This is a genomic window from Ralstonia sp. GX3-BWBA (assembly GCF_003290055.1).
GTDB classification, from domain to species: Bacteria; Pseudomonadota; Gammaproteobacteria; order Burkholderiales; family Burkholderiaceae; genus Ralstonia; species Ralstonia holmesii.
Genome location: NZ_QMKS01000022.1, coordinates 45877 through 64042, shown reverse-complemented (window position 1 = coordinate 64042; position 18166 = coordinate 45877). Strand labels below are relative to the sequence as shown.

Genomic DNA, 18166 nt, shown 5'->3' with positions numbered 1-18166 from the left:
TCAGGTCACCGGGGCGGGATTGAACAGCGCCAGCGCATTATGCAGGCCCAGCTTGTCGGCGCAAACTTCCTTGCGGCCGCTCGCCACGTCAAGAATCAGGTGGAACAGCTCCCAGCCGATGTCGGCAATGCTCGCTTCGCCCGTGGCAATGCGGCCGGCGTCGAGGTCGATCAGGTCGTGCCAGCGCTCGGACAGCGCCTTGCGCGTCGATACCTTGATGACCGGGGCCATGGCCAGTCCATACGGCGTGCCGCGGCCGGTGGTGAAGACCTGAAGGTTCATGCCAGAGGCCAGCTGCAACGTGCCGCAAACGAAATCGCTCGCGGGTGTCGCGGCAAAGATCAGGCCCTTGCGACGCACCTTCTCGCCCGGGCCGAGCACGTCAACGATAGGCGTGCTGCCCGACTTGACGATCGAACCCAGCGCCTTTTCCACCACGTTGGACAGGCCGCCTTTCTTGTTCCCCGGCGACGGGTTGGCGCTGCGGTCGGTCTGGCCGCCGCTCAGGTAGTTGTCGTACCACGCCATCTCGCGCAGCAGCGCACGGCCGACGTCTTCGTCAATGGCACGCGGCGTGAGCAGGTGAATGGCGTCACGCACTTCGGTCACTTCCGAGAACATCACGGTGCCGCCTGCACGCACGATCAGGTCCGCCGCAAAACCCACTGCGGGGTTGGCCGTTACACCCGAAAACGCATCGCTGCCGCCGCACTGCACCCCGACCACGAGATCGGACGCCGGGCAGGTTTCGCGCTGGCGCTTGTTCAGGTGTTCCAGGCGGCGCTCGGCCATCTCCATGATGGCGTCGGTCATGCCGATGAAGCCGTCGAAGGCTTCGTCCTGCAGACGCAGCACCGGCGAATCCGCCGTGCCTGCCACTTCGATGGGAATACGGCCACCCGGCGCGAGCCTTTCCGGCACGAGGCGTTCGGGCACGAGCTTTTCGCAGCCCAGGCCGATCACCATGATCTCGCCGCCAAAATTCGGGTTCAGCGCCAGGTTTTGCAGCGTGCGAATCGGCACGATGGCGGCCGGCGCATTGATGGCGACGCCGCAGCCGTACACGTGGTTGAGCGCCACCACGTCGTCAACGTTCGGGAAGCGCGGGAGCAGCTCGCGCTTGATGCGGCCGACCACGTAATCCGTCACACCCGCCACGCACTGCACGCTGGTCATGATGCCGAGCACGTTCTTCGTGCCGACCGTGCCGTCTGCGTTGCGATAGCCCTCGAAGGTGTAGCCCTCCAGTTTGGCGAGCTTGGGATCGGGGCGCGTGGCCAGCGGCAGCTCATCCAGCGCGGGTGCGGACGGCAGCTTCACGGCGTGCTCGTTGACCCAGCTACCGCGCGGCAGCGGCTTCACGGCATAGCCGATCACCTCGTTGTAGCGGATGATGGCGTCGCCTTCGGCCAGGTCGACCAGCGCCACCTTGTGGCCTTGCGGCACGCCTTCGACGAGCACAGTGCCATCGGTCAGTGCCGTGCCGGCCGGCAAGCCGCGTGCATTGACGACGATGGCGACGTTGTCACCATCGTGCACGCGGATCGTCAGCGCCTTTTCAGTTGCGTTGCCGGCTTCAGGGGCCAGCGTCGGTTCAGACATCACAGACTCCGTGATTGATTCAAACGGGTTTTGCTTCAACGTCCCAGGCTCGGACGTTTCGGGTCATACGTCCAGCCTGGCACGAGGTATTGCATAGCCATGGCGTCGTCACGCGCGCCAGGGCCCAGGGTGTTGTAAAGCGCATGGGCCGCCATGACGCGCTCCATGTCGATTTCGATGCCAAGGCCCGGACGCTCCGGCACGGCCACGTGGCCGCCCTGGATGCGCAGCGGCTCGTGCGTCAGGCGCTCCTCGGCTTCCTGCCAGATCCAGTGCGTATCGATGGCCGTGATGTTGCCCGGCGCGGCAGCGGCCACATGCGTGAACATCGCCAGCGACACATCGAAGTGGTTGTTGGAGTGTGAGCCCCACGTCAGGCCCCACTCGTCGCACAACTGCGCCACCCGCACGGAGCCTTGCATGGTCCAGAAATGCGGATCGGCCAACGGAATATCGACCGCATGCAGCTGGACGGCGTGGCCCATCTGGCGCCAATCGGTGGCGATCATGTTGGTGGCCGTCGGGATGCCGGTGGCACCCTTGAATTCGGCCATCACTTCACGGCCCGAGTAGCCGGCTTCGGGTCCGCACGGGTCTTCGGCATAGGCCAGCAGATGCCCCTGGCCCTTGCACAGCGCAATCGCCTCGTTGAGCGACCATGCGCCATTCGGGTCCAGCGTCACACGGGCGTGCGGGAAGCGCGCCTTGATGGCGGCAATCGCTTCCATCTCTTCGGCACCGCGCATCACGCCGCCCTTGAGCTTGAAATCGGCAAAGCCGTAGCGCGCGGTGGCAGCTTCGGCCAGGCGTGCGATGGCGTCGGGCGTCATCGCGGCTTCGTGGCGCAGGCGCAGCCAGTCGTCGGCGCCGTTGGCGCCATCCAGGTATGGCAGGTCGGTCTTGCGACGGTCGCCCACGTAGAACAGGTAGGCGAGCATGGGCGCGCTATCGCGCTGCTGGCCGGCACCGAGCAGCTCTGCCACCGGCACCTCCAGGAACTGGCCAAGCAGATCGAGCAGCGCTGCCTCCACCGCCGTGATGACGTTGTCCATGCGCAGATTGATCTCGTGCGGCTGGCGCAGCACGGCGGCTTCCGAAGCGGAGGTCACCTGGTGCACCGTCGCCTGGTGCGCGGCAATGCCGCCACCCGCCAACGCCCGGCGAATGCTGTTCAGCACACCGTTGGTACGACCGACCGATTGACCAACCACCAGCGGAATCACGCGTTCCAGCGCCTGACGGATGCCCTCTCCGCCCGGCACCTCGCCCACGCCGGTGCGCCCGGCGTTGTCCTTCAGGATGACGAGGTTGCGCGTAAAGAACGGAGCATGCGCGCCGCACAGGTTCAGCAGCATGCTGTCGCGGCCCGCGACAGGGATCACCTGCATCTCCGTCACACGCGGTGTATGGGTGCGCGCGCCAGATTCGATCGATTGCAACGTCACTTCCAAGGCTCCCGTGGCTTACAGCGGCTTGAGTTCCACACGCTTGATCTCGCCCACCATGAACAGGTAGCAGACGATGGCAACCGCGGCGTGGATACCCACGTACACCAGCGCACCGTTGAACGAGCCCGTGGTGTTGACGATGTAGCCGATGGCGATGGGGGTTGTGATGCTCGACAGGTTGCCGAACGTGTTCATCAGCGCGCCCGACAAGCCGGCGATCTGCTTGGGCGCCGTATCCGAGTTCACTGCCCAGCCCAGCGCACCGAGGCCCTTGCCGAAGAACGACAGCGCCATGACCGCCACCACGATGGCCTGCGCATCGACGTAGTTGCAGATCACCATGGTCATGGAGAGCAGCATGCCCAGCACGATCGGCACCTTGCGCGCCACCGACAGCGACGCACCACGGCGCAGCAGCGCGTCAGAGATGATCCCGCCCAGAATGCCGCCCAGGAAGCCGCACACCGCTGGAATCGACGCGACGACGCCCGCCTTCAGGATCGACATGCCGCGCGCCTGCACCAGATACACCGGGAACCATGTGATGAAGAAGTACGTGAGGGCATTGATGCAGTACTGCGCGATGTACACACCCATCAGCATGCGGTTCTGCAGGAGCTGCTTGACGTAGCCGAGTTTCGGCCCTTCCGTCTTTGCCACGCCCGCACGGTCCATGTTGACCAGGCCGCCGCCGGCTTCGATGTACTCGATTTCGGCACGGTTGACGCCCGGGTGGTCCTTCGGTTCGTGCACGAACGCCCTCCACACGACCGCCATGACGACACCGATCACGCCCATCACGATGAACACGTGATGCCAGCCGAACGCGTGCACCAGCCAGGCCATCAGCGGGGCAAACACCACCGTGGCGGCATACTGCGCGGAGTTGAAGATGGCCGCTGCAGTGCCGCGCTCATTGGCCGGAAACCACGCTGCCACGATACGGCTGTTCGCGGGGAAGGACGGCGCCTCTGCCGCGCCCACGAGGAAGCGCAGGAGAAACACCATGACGATGGCTGTCGCACCGGTAAAGAAGCCGATCGCACCCTGCGCCAGCGTGAACAGCGACCACAGCAGAATGCTGAACGTGTACACGCGCTTGGAACCGAAGCGGTCAAGCAGCCAGCCGCCCGGAATCTGCGCAATCACATAGGCCCATCCAAACGCCGAGAAAATATAGCCAAGCGACACGGCATCGATGCCGAGTTCCTTCTGCATGGCCGAGCCGGCAATGGAGATGGTCGCCCGATCGGCGTAATTGATGGTCGTCACGATAAACAGCATCGCGAGGATCATGAAACGCACGCGGCTCATGCGCTCAGCGCGCGGCACGGCCTGTGCTCCCACTGCGGGGGCCTTGATGTCCATCGTCTCCTCCTTAAGCCGGCACCCGTCGTACCGGTCGGTTCAAGTTGCCGGGTCCTGTGCGGCCCGGCGTGTTGTTTTTGCTATTCGACTGTTACGGCTTCAGGCCCAGCTTCCATCCACCAGGCGGCGCAGCTTGAGCGGATTGGCGTCCTGCAGTGCCTCGGGCAGCAGTTCGGCCGGCAGATCCTGGTAGCACACCGGGCGCAGGAAGCGCTCGATGGCTGCCGTGCCGACCGAAGTCGTGCGTGCATCCGTCGTTGCCGGCCAGGGGCCGCCGTGCACCATGGCCTGGCACACTTCGACGCCCGTCGGCCAGCCGTTGGCCAGAATGCGGCCCGCCTTGCGTTCCAGAATCGGCAGCAACGAACGCGCGATGGCCGTGTCGCCCGCATCCAGATGCAGCGTGGCGGTCAACTGGCCTTCGAGCGATTCGGCCAGCGCGCGCAGCTCTTGCGCATCGCGGCAGCGCACGACCAGGCCAGTGGCACCGAAGATCTCGTCGTGCAGCGTCGGCTGCGCCTGGAAGCTCTTCGCATCGGTGATGTAGAAGCCGGCTTGCCCGCGGTTGGGTTGGTCGCTCTCTTGCCCGCGTGCCACGCAGCGCACGTTGGCCTCGGCGGCCAGCTTGTCGACACCGCGCGTGTAGGCGGTGTGGATGCCCGCCGTGAGCATCGGCTGCGCAGCCACGTCGCCCATGGCAGCAGCGGCGGCAGCTTCAAAGGCATCCAGTTCCGGCCCGTCGATGGCGAGCAGCAGACCCGGGTTCGTACAGAACTGGCCCGCGCCCATCGTGAGCGACGCCACGTACTGCTGGCCCAGCGCAGCAGCGCGCTTGGCCAGTGCATCCGGCAGCAGGAAGACGGGGTTGATGGCACTCAGCTCGCCATACACCGGAATCGGCTGCGGACGGGCCTGCGCAATGCGCAACAGCGCCTGACCGCCTGCGCGCGAGCCGGTAAAGCCAACGGCCTGGATACGCGGATCGGCCACCAGTGCGCCAGCTGCGTCGTTGTCCGCCAGGATGAGCGAGAACACACCCTCCGGCAGCCCGCACTGCGCAACCGCAGCTTGAATGGCGCGACCCACCAGCTCAGACGTACCCGGGTGCGCCGGATGCGCCTTCACAACCACCGGGCAACCCGCAGCCAGCGCCGACGCGGTATCACCACCCGCCACCGAGAACGCCAACGGGAAGTTGCTCGCACCAAACACCGCCACCGGGCCCAGCGCAATGCGGCGCATGCGCAGGTCCGAGCGCGGTAGTGGCTTGCGCTCCGGCAGGGCCGAATCCAGGCGCGCGCCCACGGCGTCGCCGGCACGCACCACGCTTGCAAAGAGGCGCAATTGGTTGCACGTGCGGCCACGCTCGCCTTCCAAGCGCGGACGCGGCAGTGCCGATTCGGCCATCGCGCGTTCGATCAGCGCATCGCCCAGCGCTTCGATCTGGCTGGCGATGGCTTCCAGGAAGGCTGCTCGGGTTTCCGGCGCGGTCTCGCGGTAAACGTCAAAAGCCGCGGAGGCCAGTTCAGCGGCACGTGCGGCATCGGCCTTGGAGGCCAGGGTGAATTCGGGTTCGAGCCATTCCCCGGTGGCGGGGTTCATGGCGCGAACCTTGCCGGCACTACCCGCTACGCGGGCAGCACCCAACAACAGTTCGCCGCTCAATTGCATATCGATTCCTTGTGTTTTCGGTTGCGCTCAGGCCGCCAGCTTTTCCACTTCGGCAATGCGCGACACCAACGCAGACAGTTCTGCCGTCTCGGCGTCGGTCAGGTCGGTCAAAGGGGCACGGACCGGACCTGCGTCACGGCCGATGACCTTCATACCGGCCTTGACGATCGACACCGCATAGCCGCGCTTGCGATTGCGCAGCTGGATGTACGGCAGCACGAACTCGTTGAGCATCTTGTAGACCTTGGCATTGTCGAACGCTCGCACGGCGGCGTAGAACTCTAGCGCGAACTTCGGCACGAAGTTGAAGATGGCCGACGAATACGTCGACACACCCATCGTCAGGTACGGCAGCGCAAAGGTCTCGGCGGTCGGCAGGCCACCCACGTACGTGAAGCGATCGCCCAGGCGGGCGTAGATGCGCGTCATCAGTTCCAGGTCGCCCACGCCGTCCTTGAAACCGACCAGGTTCGGGCAGCGGTCTGCCAGGCGTTCGAGGTGGTTCTCGTCGAGGATCTGGTTAGCGCGGTTGTAGACGATCACGCCCAGCTTGGTCGATTTGCAGACCTGCTCCACGTGCGCGGCCACGCCGTCGGCGGAGGCTTCGGTCAGGTACGGCGGCAGCAGCAGGATGCCGTCGGCGCCGGCAGCTTCAGCGGCCTTGCAGTATTCGATCGATTCGGCCGTGCCGCGGCCAGCGGGGGCGATCACCGGAATCTTGCCGGCAGTTTCAGCCACTGCGGCGCGCACCACGCGGTCGGTTTCAGCCGCGGTGAGCGAGAAGAATTCGCCCGTGCCACCGGCGGCAAACAGGCCGGCTGCATCGTGGCTGAACAGCCAGCTCAGGTTGGCGCGATACGCTGCCTCGTCGAACGACAGGTCCGACGCCTTGAAGTGCGTGACCGGGAAGGACAGCAGACCAGAGCCGATCTGTTGGGCGAATTCTTTGGGGCTGTATCGGGACATGTCTCGCTCGCGATGAATGCGTGTTGTTGATGAACGAATTCTTGCACCCGGATCGATTCAAGTCCAAGCCAACTGCTGACTCGATTAATACAGAACTTGTATTGATACAGGGTCTTCCCTAAGTCTCCGATTTCGATGCTGCAGCCGCACGTGACGGCGCGGCCGCGTCTGGTCAGTGGCGCGTCACACCGCGCCCTCGGCCTCCACGTAAAGGGCGTACAGCGAGTGCGAACTCGCCATGTAAAGGCGGTTGTTCTTCGGCCCGCCGAAGGTCAGGTTGGGGCAGCGTTCCGGCAGGTGGATGAAGCCGATCGGCTTGCCGTGCGCGTTGAAGATCTTCACGCCGTCGTAGTCGGCTGAATTGATGCCCAGGCGCCCGTCCGAGCCCCAGCCGCACCAGAGATTGCCGTCCTTGTCGACGCGAAAACCATCCAGCGCCCCCGCGCCGTTGGCGTCGATCAGCTTGGTCTTGTTGGACGCCGTGCCGTCGGGCGCGATGTCGTAGCTCCAGATGCTGCGCGACGGCGTGCCCTTCCACTCAACCACGTAGAGTTTCTTCTCGTCGGGCGAGAACGCCAGGCCGTTCGGGTTGACGAGGTCGGTGATGATCGCGCGGATGCTGCCGTTCGGGTCGATCCGATAGACGTTGGTGGTGGCCTGTTCGGGCTGCGCCTTGAAGCCCTCCCAGTTGCCGTTGATGCCGAACGTCGGGTCCGTGAACCAGATGCTGTCGTCGGACTTGACCACGATGTCGTTAGGCGCGTTCAACCGCTTGCCCTGGTATTGATCGGCCAGGACGGTGATGCTGCCGTTGAATTCGGTGCGCGTGATGCGACGCGTCACGGAGTGCTCGCACGTGACGAGGCGCCCCTGCCGGTCGCGCGTGTTGCCGTTGGCGTAGTTCGACGGCTCGCGGAACACACTGAACGCACCGTTCGTCTCGTCGTATTTCATGATGCGGTTGTTCGGAATGTCGCTCACGAGCAGGTAGCGCCCGGCGGGAAAGTAGACGGGCCCTTCGGCCCACCGCATGCCGGTGGCAAGTTGCTCCACCGAGCTGCTGTACAGGCGGTATTTCAGAAAGCTCGGGTCGAGCACTTCCACCGCCACGTCGGGGTAACGTGCGTTCGGCTTGAACCCTTCGATCTTCTGTGCGGCGGCCAAGCCGCTGGCCGCTGCAAGCCCTGCGCCTGCCACGCTCCTGAGAAACCTGCGGCGGTCAACTTCCGCGCTTTCCATGGACATACTCGTCTCCTGATGGTTGTTATTGGCCCTTCAAACCGAAGGGGCGAGCCGATTCTTGCACCGGCGATCTTTCCCATTCAAGATAAGCACTGACTCAATCCATACAGGTTTTGAATCGATGTTTGAACTCAGCCAACTCCGCTGCTTCGTTGCCGTGGCCGAAGAACTGCACTTTGGGCGCGCGGCGGAGCGTCTTCACATGACGCAGCCGCCGCTGTCACGCCAGGTGCGCCTGCTCGAACACCAGGTCGGTACGGAGCTGCTGGAGCGCAACAGCCGCTCGGTCAAGCTGACGGCTGCCGGGCGCAGTTTTCTGCCCGATGCGTCGCGCATCCTGCGCCTGGCCGATGAGGCGGCCGCCACGGCCCGACGAGTGGCGACGGGCGCTGCAGGTCAGTTGGCGATCGGCTTTACCGCATCGGTCGGCTACGGGAAGTTGCCTTCGCTGGTGAGCGCCGTGCGGGCAGCTTCACCCGGCGTGCGATTGACGCTCAAAGAAATGGTGAGCGGTGCGCAACTCTCTGCGCTGGATGCGCGCGAGATCGACGTCGGCCTGCTGCGCCCGCCGGTGGAGCACGGTGAACTGATTGCCGTGCCGTGCTCGCAGGAAGCGCTCGTCATCGCCCTGCCGGAAGCCGTGGCCGACAACTGGCCGCAACGCCCCAGCCTGCGCGATTGCGAGGGCCAGCCCCTGCTGATGTATTCCCCATACGAGGCGCGCTATTTCCATCAGATGGTGAGCAGCCTGTTCGAGCGTGCGGAGGTGCTGCCCGACATCGTTGAATACGTCAGCCAGATCCACTCGATGCTGGCGCTGGTGCGTGCAGGCATTGGCGTGGCGCTTATCCCGGCGGCGGCGGCGATGCTGCAGTTCGAGGGCGTCGTCTATCGTCCGGTGCGCACCACGCCGGCCAAGCCGGTCGAACTCTGGATGGCCTATCGCAAGGACAACGACAATCCGGTGTTCAACCTGCTCAAGACGGTGCTGCACAACTCGCTTGCCGAGGGGCGCTGAACTCACGCGGCACCGCACTTGCTGAACCATGGCGATCCCGACCAGGAGACCGCCATGCCGCAAACACGCCAGAACATTCGACGCTCCGCCATAGGGTCTGCCGCAGTGGCCATCGGTTTGACCGTGGTTGCGCTGCCGCACCCCGCCCACGGCAAGCTGCCACCGCCCACGCCGGCCGAACAAGCTGCCGCTGCCAAACAGGCCGAGACCGAGCGTGCTCAGAAAGCGCAGGAGCAGGCGCAACTGACCGAAGTGCAGGACCGTTTGGCGGCGCGCTTTGGCAAGGGCGGCAACAACGCGCCAGACGCCACCACTCCGGCCTCCAATCTGCCTAAGAACGTCGCGGAGGCGCCCGGTACCGCTGGCCCGCATGGCGGATCACGGCCGAGTGCGGAATCGCATTCTGGCAACGCTCGCTAAGCCACAAGCGGAAACCCTCGCATCAAAGGTGGAGGCTGCCCCGCGGCAATTTCGGCCATCGCCGTAATACGGCTCCCACGTTGACCAGCCACGTCTGGGGGATCGACACGACCGCGACGTGCTGTGCAGCCGAATCCTCGCTCCGCACGACGACTCCCACCTGCTTGCTGCCGGCCGCACTGCACTCGGGGTTTAGCTAGACGCCTCCGCCCAAGTCCAGCAAGATGCACCAAAACCCCACATCAGGAACTTGCCGATGAGCACGCCCGCCCGCGCTGCCGTTTCCGCTGCGTTTTCCTCTGCGGCAGCCGCACAAACCCAGTCCACCGTGCCGCTACGCGATTTCGTGACCGCACTGTCGCGCCTGCTGGATCAGCAGCCGACCGAAGCCGAGATCCTCTCGCGCGCCGGTGCCCTGCTCGGCGTGCTCGTCGCCCGCGATGACTGGCTGCCTGCTGAATACGCACAGCCCCACCCCGAGCACTTCCAGCAGTTCCTGCTGCATGCGGATTCCGGCGAGCGCTTTTCCATCGTCAGCTTTGTCTGGGGCCCTGGCCAACGCACGCCCATTCACGACCACACGACCTGGGGCCTGATCGGCATGTTGCGCGGCGCCGAATACTCGCAGCCATTCAAGCTCGACGCACAAGGCAAGCCCCAACCCGACGGTCCGGCCATCCGTCTGGAGCCCGGCGCTGTGGAGCACGTCTCGCCGCGCATAGGCGACATCCACCGCGTGCACAACGCCTTTGACGATCGCACGTCGATCAGCATCCACGTGTACGGCGGCAACATCGGCGGCATCCACCGCTCCGTCTATACGGAAGACGGCGAGCGCAAGCCCTTCGTCTCTGGTTACTCGAATACCCATCTGCCCAATCTCTGGGACCGTTCCAAGGACACACCCGCATCATGAGCAGCCCTATCGACGCCATCGAATCGCCAGTCGCTGCGCCGCTGGCCGAAACCCACGTCCCGACGCTCACGTATGCCGACGTGCGCGCCGCCCTGCTGGCCCGCAAGGAGATCGCGCTGGTCGACGTACGCGAGGAAGACCCGTACGCGCAGGCGCATCCGCTGTGGGCAGCCAACCTGCCGCTCTCCCGGCTGGAGCTGGAAGCGTGGTCGCGCATTCCACGCCGCGATACGTTGATCGTGCTGTATGGCGTGCACGATGGCGTGGACCTTGCCCCGCAAGCGGCCGCCAAGCTGGCCGAACTCGGCTATACGCGCGTGTACCTGCTCGAAGGCGGCCTCGATGGCTGGCGCGCTGCCGGTGGCGAAGTCTTCCAGGACGTGAACGTGCCCAGCAAGGCCTTTGGCGAATACGTGGAGGCGCACCGCCACACGCCGTCGTTCAGCGCGCAGGAGGTGAAGGCGCTGCTCGATGCCAAGCGCGACGTGGTCATCGTCGACGCACGCCGTTATGAAGAGTTTCAAACCATGAGCATCCCCACGGCGACGAGCGTGCCGGGAGCCGAGCTGGTGCTACGCATCCGCGAGCTGGCGCCGGACCCGAGCACGCAGGTCATCGTCAATTGCGCCGGGCGCACGCGCAGCATCATCGGCACGCAATCGCTGGTGAATGCGGGCATTCCCAACCCGGTGGCGGCACTGCGCAACGGCACCATCGGTTGGCTGCTGGCCGATCAGGTGTTGGACCATGGCGCCAGCCGCCGTCATCCGCAAGACGTTGCTGCCGACACGCGCGCACAGGCACAAGCCGATGCGCGCGCTGTGGCCGAACGCGCCAACGTCCCGCGCGTAGCACTCGCAGACGTTGCCAAGCTGGAGGCGCCCGACCGCACGCTCTACAAGCTCGACGTGCGCACGCCAGAGGAATACGCCGCCGGCCACCTGCCCGGCTTTGCCAGCGCGCCAGGCGGGCAGCTTGTGCAGGAAACCGATCACACTGCCGCCGTCCGCGGTGCCCGCATCGTCCTGGCCGATGATGATGGCGTGCGCGCCGACATGTCCGCCTCGTGGCTCGCACAAATGGGCTGGGAGGTCTATGTCGTCGATCCTGTCGACACCAGCGAGCGCAGCGCCACGGGCGCGTGGCAGACACCTGCCCCGCAACCACCCGCCGTGCGCACAGTCGACGCCCGCGCTCTGGCCGGCTGGCTGGAAGCCGGCGACACAGCCGTCATTGATGTCACGCGTAGCGCCAATTACGTCGCACGGCATATTCCGGGCGCTTGGTTTGCCGTGCGCTCCGACTTGCCCGCCGCGCTCGCGCGCATCCCGGCTGCACGCCGCTATGTGCTGACCTGTGGCTCCAGCCTGCTCGCCCGCTTTGCCGCCGCCGACCTTGCCGCGCTGACGCAAGCCGAAGTGTGGGTGCTCGACGGCGGCACCGCAGCATGGGTGGCTGCCGGCCTGCCCGTTGAAACCGGGGAGACTCGACTCGCCTCGAATCGCATCGACCGCTACCGCCGTCCGTATGAAGGCACGAGCGCCCCGCGCAAAGCCATGCAGGCCTATCTCGATTGGGAGTTCGGGCTGGTGGAGCAGTTGCGACGGGACGGAACGCACGGTTTTCGGGTGATCTGATCGCTGCCCGCCGTTCGGAACGTGGGGCCTGGCGTTTGGAACACGCCCCACGCCTTGGCTCACTTGCTTGCTAACGGCGCTCACAACGAGCGATAGCAAAACTCGTTTTGCGCGTCAGCTTCCCTTGAGTAGCATCGGGACTTCCTCGCAGAGGTTCCCTCATGTCCCCCTTCATCGCCCTGTGCCTGCTCATCACCTACGTGGTGTGGGGCACAACGTATCTCGCCATCCGCTTTGCGCTGACCGATCTGCCGCCCTTCCTGATGATGGGCTCGCGCTTTCTGGCTGCGGCATTGCTGCTCGCTCCGCTGGTCATCCTGCGCCAGCGCGGGAAGCCGGAAGATCGGCCGACCGCACGCCAGGTGCGCAACTGCGCGCTCATCGGAGCGTTCATGCTGGTGGGCGGCATGGGCATGACGGCGGTGGCGGAGCAGACCATCTCATCGGGTGCCACCACGGTGATGATCGCGTCGATGCCGCTGTTCTCAACCCTGTGGACGCTGCTGGCCGGCGGCCGCCTGCGTGCGTATGAGATTGGCGCCATTGCGCTGGGCAGCATCGGGATTGCGGTGCTGTTTCGCGGGGCGGAGTTCCAGGCCAGCACGGCAGGCGTGCTGGCACTGACCATCGCCATTGCTTCGTGGTCATTCGGCTCGCAACTCTCCAAGCGCATCGACATGCCCAAGGGCACGACGGCCTTCGTACTGGAGATGGCTTTTGGCGGCGTAGCGCTCGTGCTGCTCAGCCTGATCACCGGCGAAGCGTGGCCGAAGCACATCGGCATGCATTCCGCGCTTGCATGGGGCTACCTCGTGGTGTTCGGCTCGGCCATTGCCTTCACGGCTTACATGGCGCTGGTGGAGCGCGTGTCCACCGTGATGGCGACAAGCTATGTGTACGTGAACCCGCCCATCGCCCTGTTGATGGGCGCGTGGCTGGCCGATGAAGTGGTCGCGCCACAGACGTTGGGTGCGACGGGCATCATCCTGGCGGCGGTGGTGGTGCTGACGGCCGGGGCTACGCGGGCGGCGCGGCGGGCGGCAGCCTGAGGGCCTGCATGACCTTCAACCCGCCAACGACGACGGCAACGACGCGCTCGGCACCGCGTCCTCTTCGGCACACGCAGCGGCGCCGCTGTCCGCAGCGTTGTCCAGCCGGTTGAGCCACGCCATCAACGCGTCGGCATGCTGCGGGCGCGAGAACAGATAGCCCTGCCCCAGGTCGCATCCGGCGTTGCGCAGCAACGCGAGCTGCTCGGGGTCTTCCACGCCTTCGGCCACCACTTGCATGCGCAGGCTATGCGCCATGGCGATCACCGCGCCGGCAATGGCCTCGCCGTCGCCGGGCATGCGTTGCACGAAGCTGCGGTCGATCTTGAGCTTCTGGATCGGGAAACGCTGCAGATACGCCAGCGACGAATACCCGGTGCCGAAATCGTCAATCGACAGGCTGATGCCGGCCGCGTGCAAGGATTCGAGCAGCGCGATGTTGTCTTCGATGTCTTCCATCAGCACGCTCTCGGTAATTTCGAGTTCGAGCTGATGCGGCGGCATGCCGGTTTCGCGCAGCACGTCCATGACGTTTTCCACGAGCGCCGGGTCGCGCGTTTGCCGCGCCGACAGGTTGACGGCCACCCGCAGCGTGACGCCGTCCTCACGCATCCAGCGCACGGCTTGTTCGCACGCGGTGCGCAGCACCCACAGGCCGAGCGGCACGATCAGGCCAGTTTCTTCCGCCACGGCGATGAACTCACCGGGGCCGATCAGGCCGATCTCCGGATGGCGCCAGCGCACCAGCGCCTCCACGCCGTAGACGTTTGCTTTGCAGATCACCGAATCGTGTGCGCCTTCTGTGCACAGGCGCACCTGCGGCTGGTAGGCCAGCAACAGCTCTTCGCGGTCGAGCGCGCGGCGCAGATCGGCTTCCACACGCAGGCGGCGGCGCGCCTGCTGGTCCATCTCCGACGTGAAGCTGGCGGCCGCGTTCTTGCCGTGGTTCTTGGCGTGGTACATCGCCGTGTCGGCGTTGCGTGTGAGCACCTGCACGTCGCGTGCGTCATGCGGATACAGGCTCACGCCCACGCTCGCCGTTACGTAGATCTGATGCAGGTCGAGCGCAAACGGCGCCGCCAGCGCGGCAAGAATGCGCTTGGCCAATCCGTCGGCCAGCGTTGCCGCTTCCGTGTCGGCGATCTGCGCCCGGCCGGACAGCTCAGCGATCACCGCAAACTCATCCCCGCCGATGCGGCACAGCACGGCACGCAAGTTGGCTTGGTCGATCACGTCGTTCAGCCGCCGCGCAACTTGGCGCAGCAGTCGGTCGCCGTTGTTGTGGCCCAGCGTGTCGTTGACGACCTTGAAGTTGTCCAGATCCAGCAGGAGCAGCCCCACTGCACCCGTCTGGCCCGCGCGCTTGAGCGACACCTGCAAGCGTTCGTTGAAGGCATGCCGGTTCGGCAGCTCCGTGACCGAATCGATGTGGGCGAGGTAGTCCAGGTGCGCCTCTGCCTGCAGCACCGCGCGGCGCATGCGGGCGATCACCAGATACGCGAGGCCCATCGCGCCGATGCCCACCGACACCGTGAGCACGGCGTAGCCAAGTAGTTGCATGTACAGCTCGGTCAGGCTGGAGCGCACCACCACATAGCCGATCACGCGGCGTTCCGATTCCACGGGCTCCACCACCTCCAGCGTGGTCAGCGTGGACACATCCGACTCGCGGAGCATGGCGGCATCGGGGGCGCGCACCGGTGCGGCATCGCCGTGCTGATACAGCGCCAGCGGCTTGCGCAGCGCGCTGAAAATGCCGGCCGCACGCAGCGAAGGTGACGCTCCCAGCGCGCCCAGGGTTTCTTCCGCCGCGCGACGGTCATTGAAGAGCAGCGCGGCCACGCTGTTCGCGCCCACGATGCGCGCCTGCACATGCACGTCCCGCACCAGCGCCGCATGCAGCGCGATGAACTGGAACACGATGAGCAGGAAGCCCGCGATTGTCAGCGCCGCACCGGCACCGGCCATGTTGGCCCGCACCATGGAGTGCCCCAGGCGGGGTTGAGGGGTCGTAATGGACAAGCTCATTGCACGGTCCTAGCCAGGCGCAGCAGTTGTGAGCTGAGCTGAAGATGGGCTTGCCGCGCAGCCACTGCATCGATGTCGAAGACCACGCGATCGTCATGCAGGGCCAACGCGATCATCGGCTCCGGGTTGCCGGCTGCGCGCTGGCTCTTTGGGCTGTCGGACACTGTCAGCACGGGCGCGGCCGGATCGACGCGCACACCGTTCGGGGTACGTGCATCAAACACGAGGACATGGCAGCCGGCAACGGTGCTGTCGTTGAGCTTTCGGATTTCCAGGCGATGTCCGCGCACGGGTTTTCCTATCAGTTTTTCCAAGGCCGCCTGCAACGGATGCTGTGCGGTCACGCACACCACCATCGGGGCGTCGGCCTGCATGACATCGGCCGGCCAGTTGGTGAACAGCGCAAAGTTGTAGATGAACGCCGCCTTGACCTGCACCTCGCTGGCCTGCATCTGTGCGTGCGTGGCACCCATGCATGCCACGCACGCCAGCACGGCGCCCAGCACCGCGCATAACCTGCGCGGGCCGGATCTTCGAGCGCGTCGGACGGTGCCGTGCGGGGTGTTCATCGGAAGGTGTAGGTGAATTTCACGCGAAAGGCACGGCCATCCTGCTCGATGGACGGCTGCGGTAGCTCCGGACCAGCCGGATCCGCATAGCGCCGATCGAACAGGTTGTAGACGCTGGCCGACATCTCCAGGTTGGGCGCCAACCGTGCCGCCAGCAACGTCAGGTTGGCGATCCAGTAACCGCCCACCTGGCCTGCTGTCGTCAGCCGGTTGCTGATGTACTGCGCTTCCACCCCAGCACGCCAGTCGCTGCGCCACACAGGCGCGGTGGCGTTGACCTTGAGCATGTGACGCGGCGAGTTGCTCAGTGTCTGGCCGGTATCGACATCTTCGGAACGCTGGAAGCTGTAGCTCGTGCGCAAGCGCGTGCCGCCCGGCCAGTTCTGCTCGTAGCCGAGTTCTGCGCCGCGCGTGCGCACACGCGCTACGTTGCTGAAAAAGAGCAGCCCGGTGTTCGGGTCTTCGCTCTGGCTGATCAGGTTGGAAACGTTGTTCTGAAACACCGACAAGGTCGCTTTGCCGCCCGCGGCAACTTGTTGCTCGACCACCGTTTCATACGTACGTATGCGCTCGGCCGACAACCCATTGGTGACCTGCTGGCCGCCGGGCGCGCTGGTCTGATAGTTCAGCTCGTAATCGTTCGGCGCGCGATAGGCCATGCCGTAGATCGCCTTGACGGTGGTCGTTGGGGCGGCATGCCAGATCAGGCCCACACGCGGGCTGAAGATGCCCGATGCGAAGCTCGTGTGGTCGTAGCGCAGGCCCGTATCCAGCACCCAGTCCCGATGGAGCAGGAATTGGTCCTGCACGTATACGCCCACACGGTTGTTGCTCCGATGGTCGTCGAGGTAACTGGCATACGGCACCGTATCGAAATTGCGCATTGCATCACGGTAGTCGCGTTGCAGTTCCGTGCCGATGACCAGCGTGTGGCGTTCGATGCGGCGCGTCACGAGCTTGAGTTCGGTGCCGTACCACGCGGTGTCGAATACGTCGCGGTTGATGCCGGCCGGAGGCGGGTTGTATGCGTAATCGCCCTGCGAGACATAGCGCCCCCAGAACAGCCGTGCCGACACGTCGGTCGTGTCGTCCAGCGCGTGCTGCCAGGTGCCGTTGAACATCTGCCGCGTGTCGACAGTGCGGGAGCGCGGGTCGTTGAAGCTCTGGTCGTACGGCGCCGTCGGCACGCCCTTCGTGCGATCGACGTAGCCGAAGGTCAGCCCGAACTCGCCAAAACTGCCCTTGGCAAACAGGCGCTTGGCGCGGTCGTAATCCATGCCGCGGGCCACGCCGTCGCTCACGCCGGGCTGGTTGAACTCGGGAAAGTAGAGGTCGCGGCCGGGGGCATCGTTCACGCTGGCCGACAGCAGCCATTCGGCGCCGTTCTCCGCCCGCTTGCCCCACGTCACACGGGCATCGCGCGGATTGGCGCTGCCCGTCGATCCGCTGGCCTGCACGCCGTCAATGTCACGGCCGCGCTTGGTGATGATGTTGATCACACCAAACAGCGCGTTCGATCCGTACACCGCCGAGCCAGCTCCGGGCACGTACTCCACCCGCTCGATGAGGTCGACGTTGAGGATCGCTTCGGTGCCGACGGCCGCCTGGTCGAAGATGGGGTCGTTGGTGCGATGGCCATCAATCAGCAACAGGAAGCGGGTGTCGTAGTCGCCCGCGCGCAAGAAACCGCGTGCGCCCAGCGTGGTGTAGTTGCGGTCGTAGTTGGTGTAGAGCCCCGGCAGACTGCCCAGAATGTCGCCCAGCGTGCGCCAGCCATAGGCTTTGATGTCAGCTGCGGTGATGACCGATACGGTGGCGGGCGCCTCGTTGGCAGCTTGGGCGTACTTGGATGCACCCGTCACGACCTGCACCTGCATGAGTTGCTCGATGGGCAATGCAGTCAGGTCAGTCACGTCTGCCTGTGCCAGCGCTGCGGTGGAAAGCAACGTACCCGCCACCGCAAACATTTGCGCGCATCGCTTAGGGCCGAGCGGCGTGCGTGGCAAGCGCACAGACACTGCGATCGAGAGCGCGAAACTCGGATGTTTCCGGTAGCCCTGCGCGAGCGCACGGGCAATCACAACAAGGGGCGGCATCAGCGGAACCGGCAGAACCGATCACGTCTCTGAGGGACGTTCAGCGGGAATTCGATAGTTCTGCTTTAAAACGGAGAACCGGCGCGGTTCTTTACCCCTCCACTGCTGGGGCGACACGTCAGCGCCGTTGTGGTGT

Annotated in this window: 14 protein-coding genes; 5 read left to right on the top strand and 9 right to left on the bottom strand. The window is 65.3% G+C overall.

Features of this window, described 5'->3' with window-relative positions; all coding sequences use genetic code 11:
- The 6 genes from garD to DOD19_RS20685 form a co-directional block, all read right to left on the bottom strand.
- Positions 1 to 1602: a galactarate dehydratase gene (gene garD, locus DOD19_RS20710; RefSeq protein ID WP_024978996.1), complete on the bottom strand. Its 1602-nt coding sequence runs from the start codon at positions 1600 to 1602 to the stop codon at positions 1 to 3.
- A 35-nt stretch (positions 1603 to 1637) separates the two neighbouring features.
- The gene (locus DOD19_RS20705) at positions 1638 to 3047 is read right to left on the bottom strand and encodes an enolase C-terminal domain-like protein (RefSeq protein ID WP_112187963.1); all 1410 of its coding nucleotides are present in this window, start codon (positions 3045 to 3047) and stop codon (positions 1638 to 1640) included.
- Positions 3048 to 3065: 18 nt separating this feature from the next.
- Positions 3066 to 4418 carry an MFS transporter gene (locus DOD19_RS20700; protein WP_024978998.1) on the bottom strand — a complete coding sequence of 451 codons (1353 nt, stop codon included), beginning with the start codon at positions 4416 to 4418 and terminating at the stop codon, positions 3066 to 3068.
- A 99-nt stretch (positions 4419 to 4517) separates the two neighbouring features.
- Positions 4518 to 6089, bottom strand: a complete 1572-nt coding sequence (locus tag DOD19_RS20695; protein WP_112187763.1) for an aldehyde dehydrogenase (NADP(+)) — start codon at positions 6087 to 6089, stop codon at positions 4518 to 4520.
- A 27-nt stretch (positions 6090 to 6116) separates the two neighbouring features.
- A complete protein-coding gene (gene kdgD / locus DOD19_RS20690; protein ID WP_024979000.1) occupies positions 6117 to 7055 on the bottom strand; it encodes a 5-dehydro-4-deoxyglucarate dehydratase in 939 nt (312 codons plus the stop codon).
- A 183-nt stretch (positions 7056 to 7238) separates the two neighbouring features.
- Entirely contained in the window at positions 7239 to 8300 is a 1062-nt protein-coding gene (locus DOD19_RS20685) for an SMP-30/gluconolactonase/LRE family protein (RefSeq protein ID WP_239498063.1), read from the bottom strand.
- Positions 8301 to 8418: 118 nt separating this feature from the next.
- Between DOD19_RS20685 and DOD19_RS20680 the strand changes: the two genes are divergently transcribed.
- From DOD19_RS20680 to DOD19_RS20660, 5 genes are all read left to right on the top strand, one after another.
- Positions 8419 to 9315 carry a LysR substrate-binding domain-containing protein gene (locus DOD19_RS20680; protein ID WP_024979002.1) on the top strand — a complete coding sequence of 299 codons (897 nt, stop codon included), beginning with the start codon at positions 8419 to 8421 and terminating at the stop codon, positions 9313 to 9315.
- A 54-nt stretch (positions 9316 to 9369) separates the two neighbouring features.
- Positions 9370 to 9735: a hypothetical protein gene (locus DOD19_RS20675; protein ID WP_112187961.1), complete on the top strand. Its 366-nt coding sequence runs from the start codon at positions 9370 to 9372 to the stop codon at positions 9733 to 9735.
- Between the two features lie 256 nt (positions 9736 to 9991).
- Positions 9992 to 10651, top strand: a complete 660-nt coding sequence (locus DOD19_RS20670; protein WP_024979012.1) for a cysteine dioxygenase — start codon at positions 9992 to 9994, stop codon at positions 10649 to 10651.
- Positions 10648 to 12288, top strand: a complete 1641-nt coding sequence (locus DOD19_RS20665; RefSeq protein ID WP_112187762.1) for a rhodanese-related sulfurtransferase — start codon at positions 10648 to 10650, stop codon at positions 12286 to 12288. Before DOD19_RS20670 ends, DOD19_RS20665 begins: the two co-directional genes overlap by 4 nt.
- 161 nt (positions 12289 to 12449) lie before the next feature.
- Entirely contained in the window at positions 12450 to 13337 is an 888-nt protein-coding gene (locus DOD19_RS20660) for an EamA family transporter (protein WP_024979014.1), read from the top strand.
- Between the two features lie 15 nt (positions 13338 to 13352).
- Here the strand turns inward: DOD19_RS20660 and DOD19_RS20655 are convergent, their stop codons facing one another.
- From DOD19_RS20655 to DOD19_RS20645, 3 genes are read right to left on the bottom strand one after another with little or no spacing between them, the layout of a single operon-like run.
- Entirely contained in the window at positions 13353 to 15365 is a 2013-nt protein-coding gene (locus DOD19_RS20655; RefSeq protein ID WP_112187759.1) for an EAL domain-containing protein, read from the bottom strand.
- On the bottom strand, positions 15362 to 15934 hold the full coding sequence (locus DOD19_RS20650; protein ID WP_112187757.1) for a YfiR family protein: 573 nt from the start codon (positions 15932 to 15934) through the stop codon (positions 15362 to 15364). The genes DOD19_RS20655 and DOD19_RS20650 overlap by 4 nt, the downstream gene beginning before the upstream one ends.
- Positions 15931 to 17901 (bottom strand): TonB-dependent receptor, encoded by a 1971-nt coding sequence (locus tag DOD19_RS20645; RefSeq protein WP_239498075.1) that lies wholly within the window; start codon positions 17899 to 17901, stop codon positions 15931 to 15933. Before DOD19_RS20645 ends, DOD19_RS20650 begins: the two co-directional genes overlap by 4 nt.
- Positions 17902 to 18166 lie beyond the last annotated feature (265 nt).

Excerpts from the sequence above, each read along its gene's own strand:
- garD (WP_024978996.1), bottom strand. The coding sequence starts at position 1,602 with ATGTCTGAACCGACGCTGGCCCCTGAAGCCGGCAACGCAACTGAAAAG.
- DOD19_RS20700 (WP_024978998.1), bottom strand. The coding sequence starts at position 4,418 with ATGGACATCAAGGCCCCCGCAGTGGGAGCACAGGCCGTGCCGCGCGCT.
- DOD19_RS20695 (WP_112187763.1), bottom strand. The coding sequence starts at position 6,089 with ATGCAATTGAGCGGCGAACTGTTGTTGGGTGCTGCCCGCGTAGCGGGT.
- kdgD (WP_024979000.1), bottom strand. The coding sequence starts at position 7,055 with ATGTCCCGATACAGCCCCAAAGAATTCGCCCAACAGATCGGCTCTGGT.
- DOD19_RS20685 (WP_239498063.1), bottom strand. The coding sequence starts at position 8,300 with ATGTCCATGGAAAGCGCGGAAGTTGACCGCCGCAGGTTTCTCAGGAGC.
- DOD19_RS20680 (WP_024979002.1), top strand. The coding sequence starts at position 8,419 with ATGTTTGAACTCAGCCAACTCCGCTGCTTCGTTGCCGTGGCCGAAGAA.
- DOD19_RS20675 (WP_112187961.1), top strand. The coding sequence starts at position 9,370 with ATGCCGCAAACACGCCAGAACATTCGACGCTCCGCCATAGGGTCTGCC.
- DOD19_RS20670 (WP_024979012.1), top strand. The coding sequence starts at position 9,992 with ATGAGCACGCCCGCCCGCGCTGCCGTTTCCGCTGCGTTTTCCTCTGCG.
- DOD19_RS20665 (WP_112187762.1), top strand. The coding sequence starts at position 10,648 with ATGAGCAGCCCTATCGACGCCATCGAATCGCCAGTCGCTGCGCCGCTG.
- DOD19_RS20660 (WP_024979014.1), top strand. The coding sequence starts at position 12,450 with ATGTCCCCCTTCATCGCCCTGTGCCTGCTCATCACCTACGTGGTGTGG.
- DOD19_RS20655 (WP_112187759.1), bottom strand. The coding sequence starts at position 15,365 with ATGAGCTTGTCCATTACGACCCCTCAACCCCGCCTGGGGCACTCCATG.
- DOD19_RS20650 (WP_112187757.1), bottom strand. The coding sequence starts at position 15,934 with ATGAACACCCCGCACGGCACCGTCCGACGCGCTCGAAGATCCGGCCCG.
- DOD19_RS20645 (WP_239498075.1), bottom strand. The coding sequence starts at position 17,901 with ATGTTTGCGGTGGCGGGTACGTTGCTTTCCACCGCAGCGCTGGCACAG.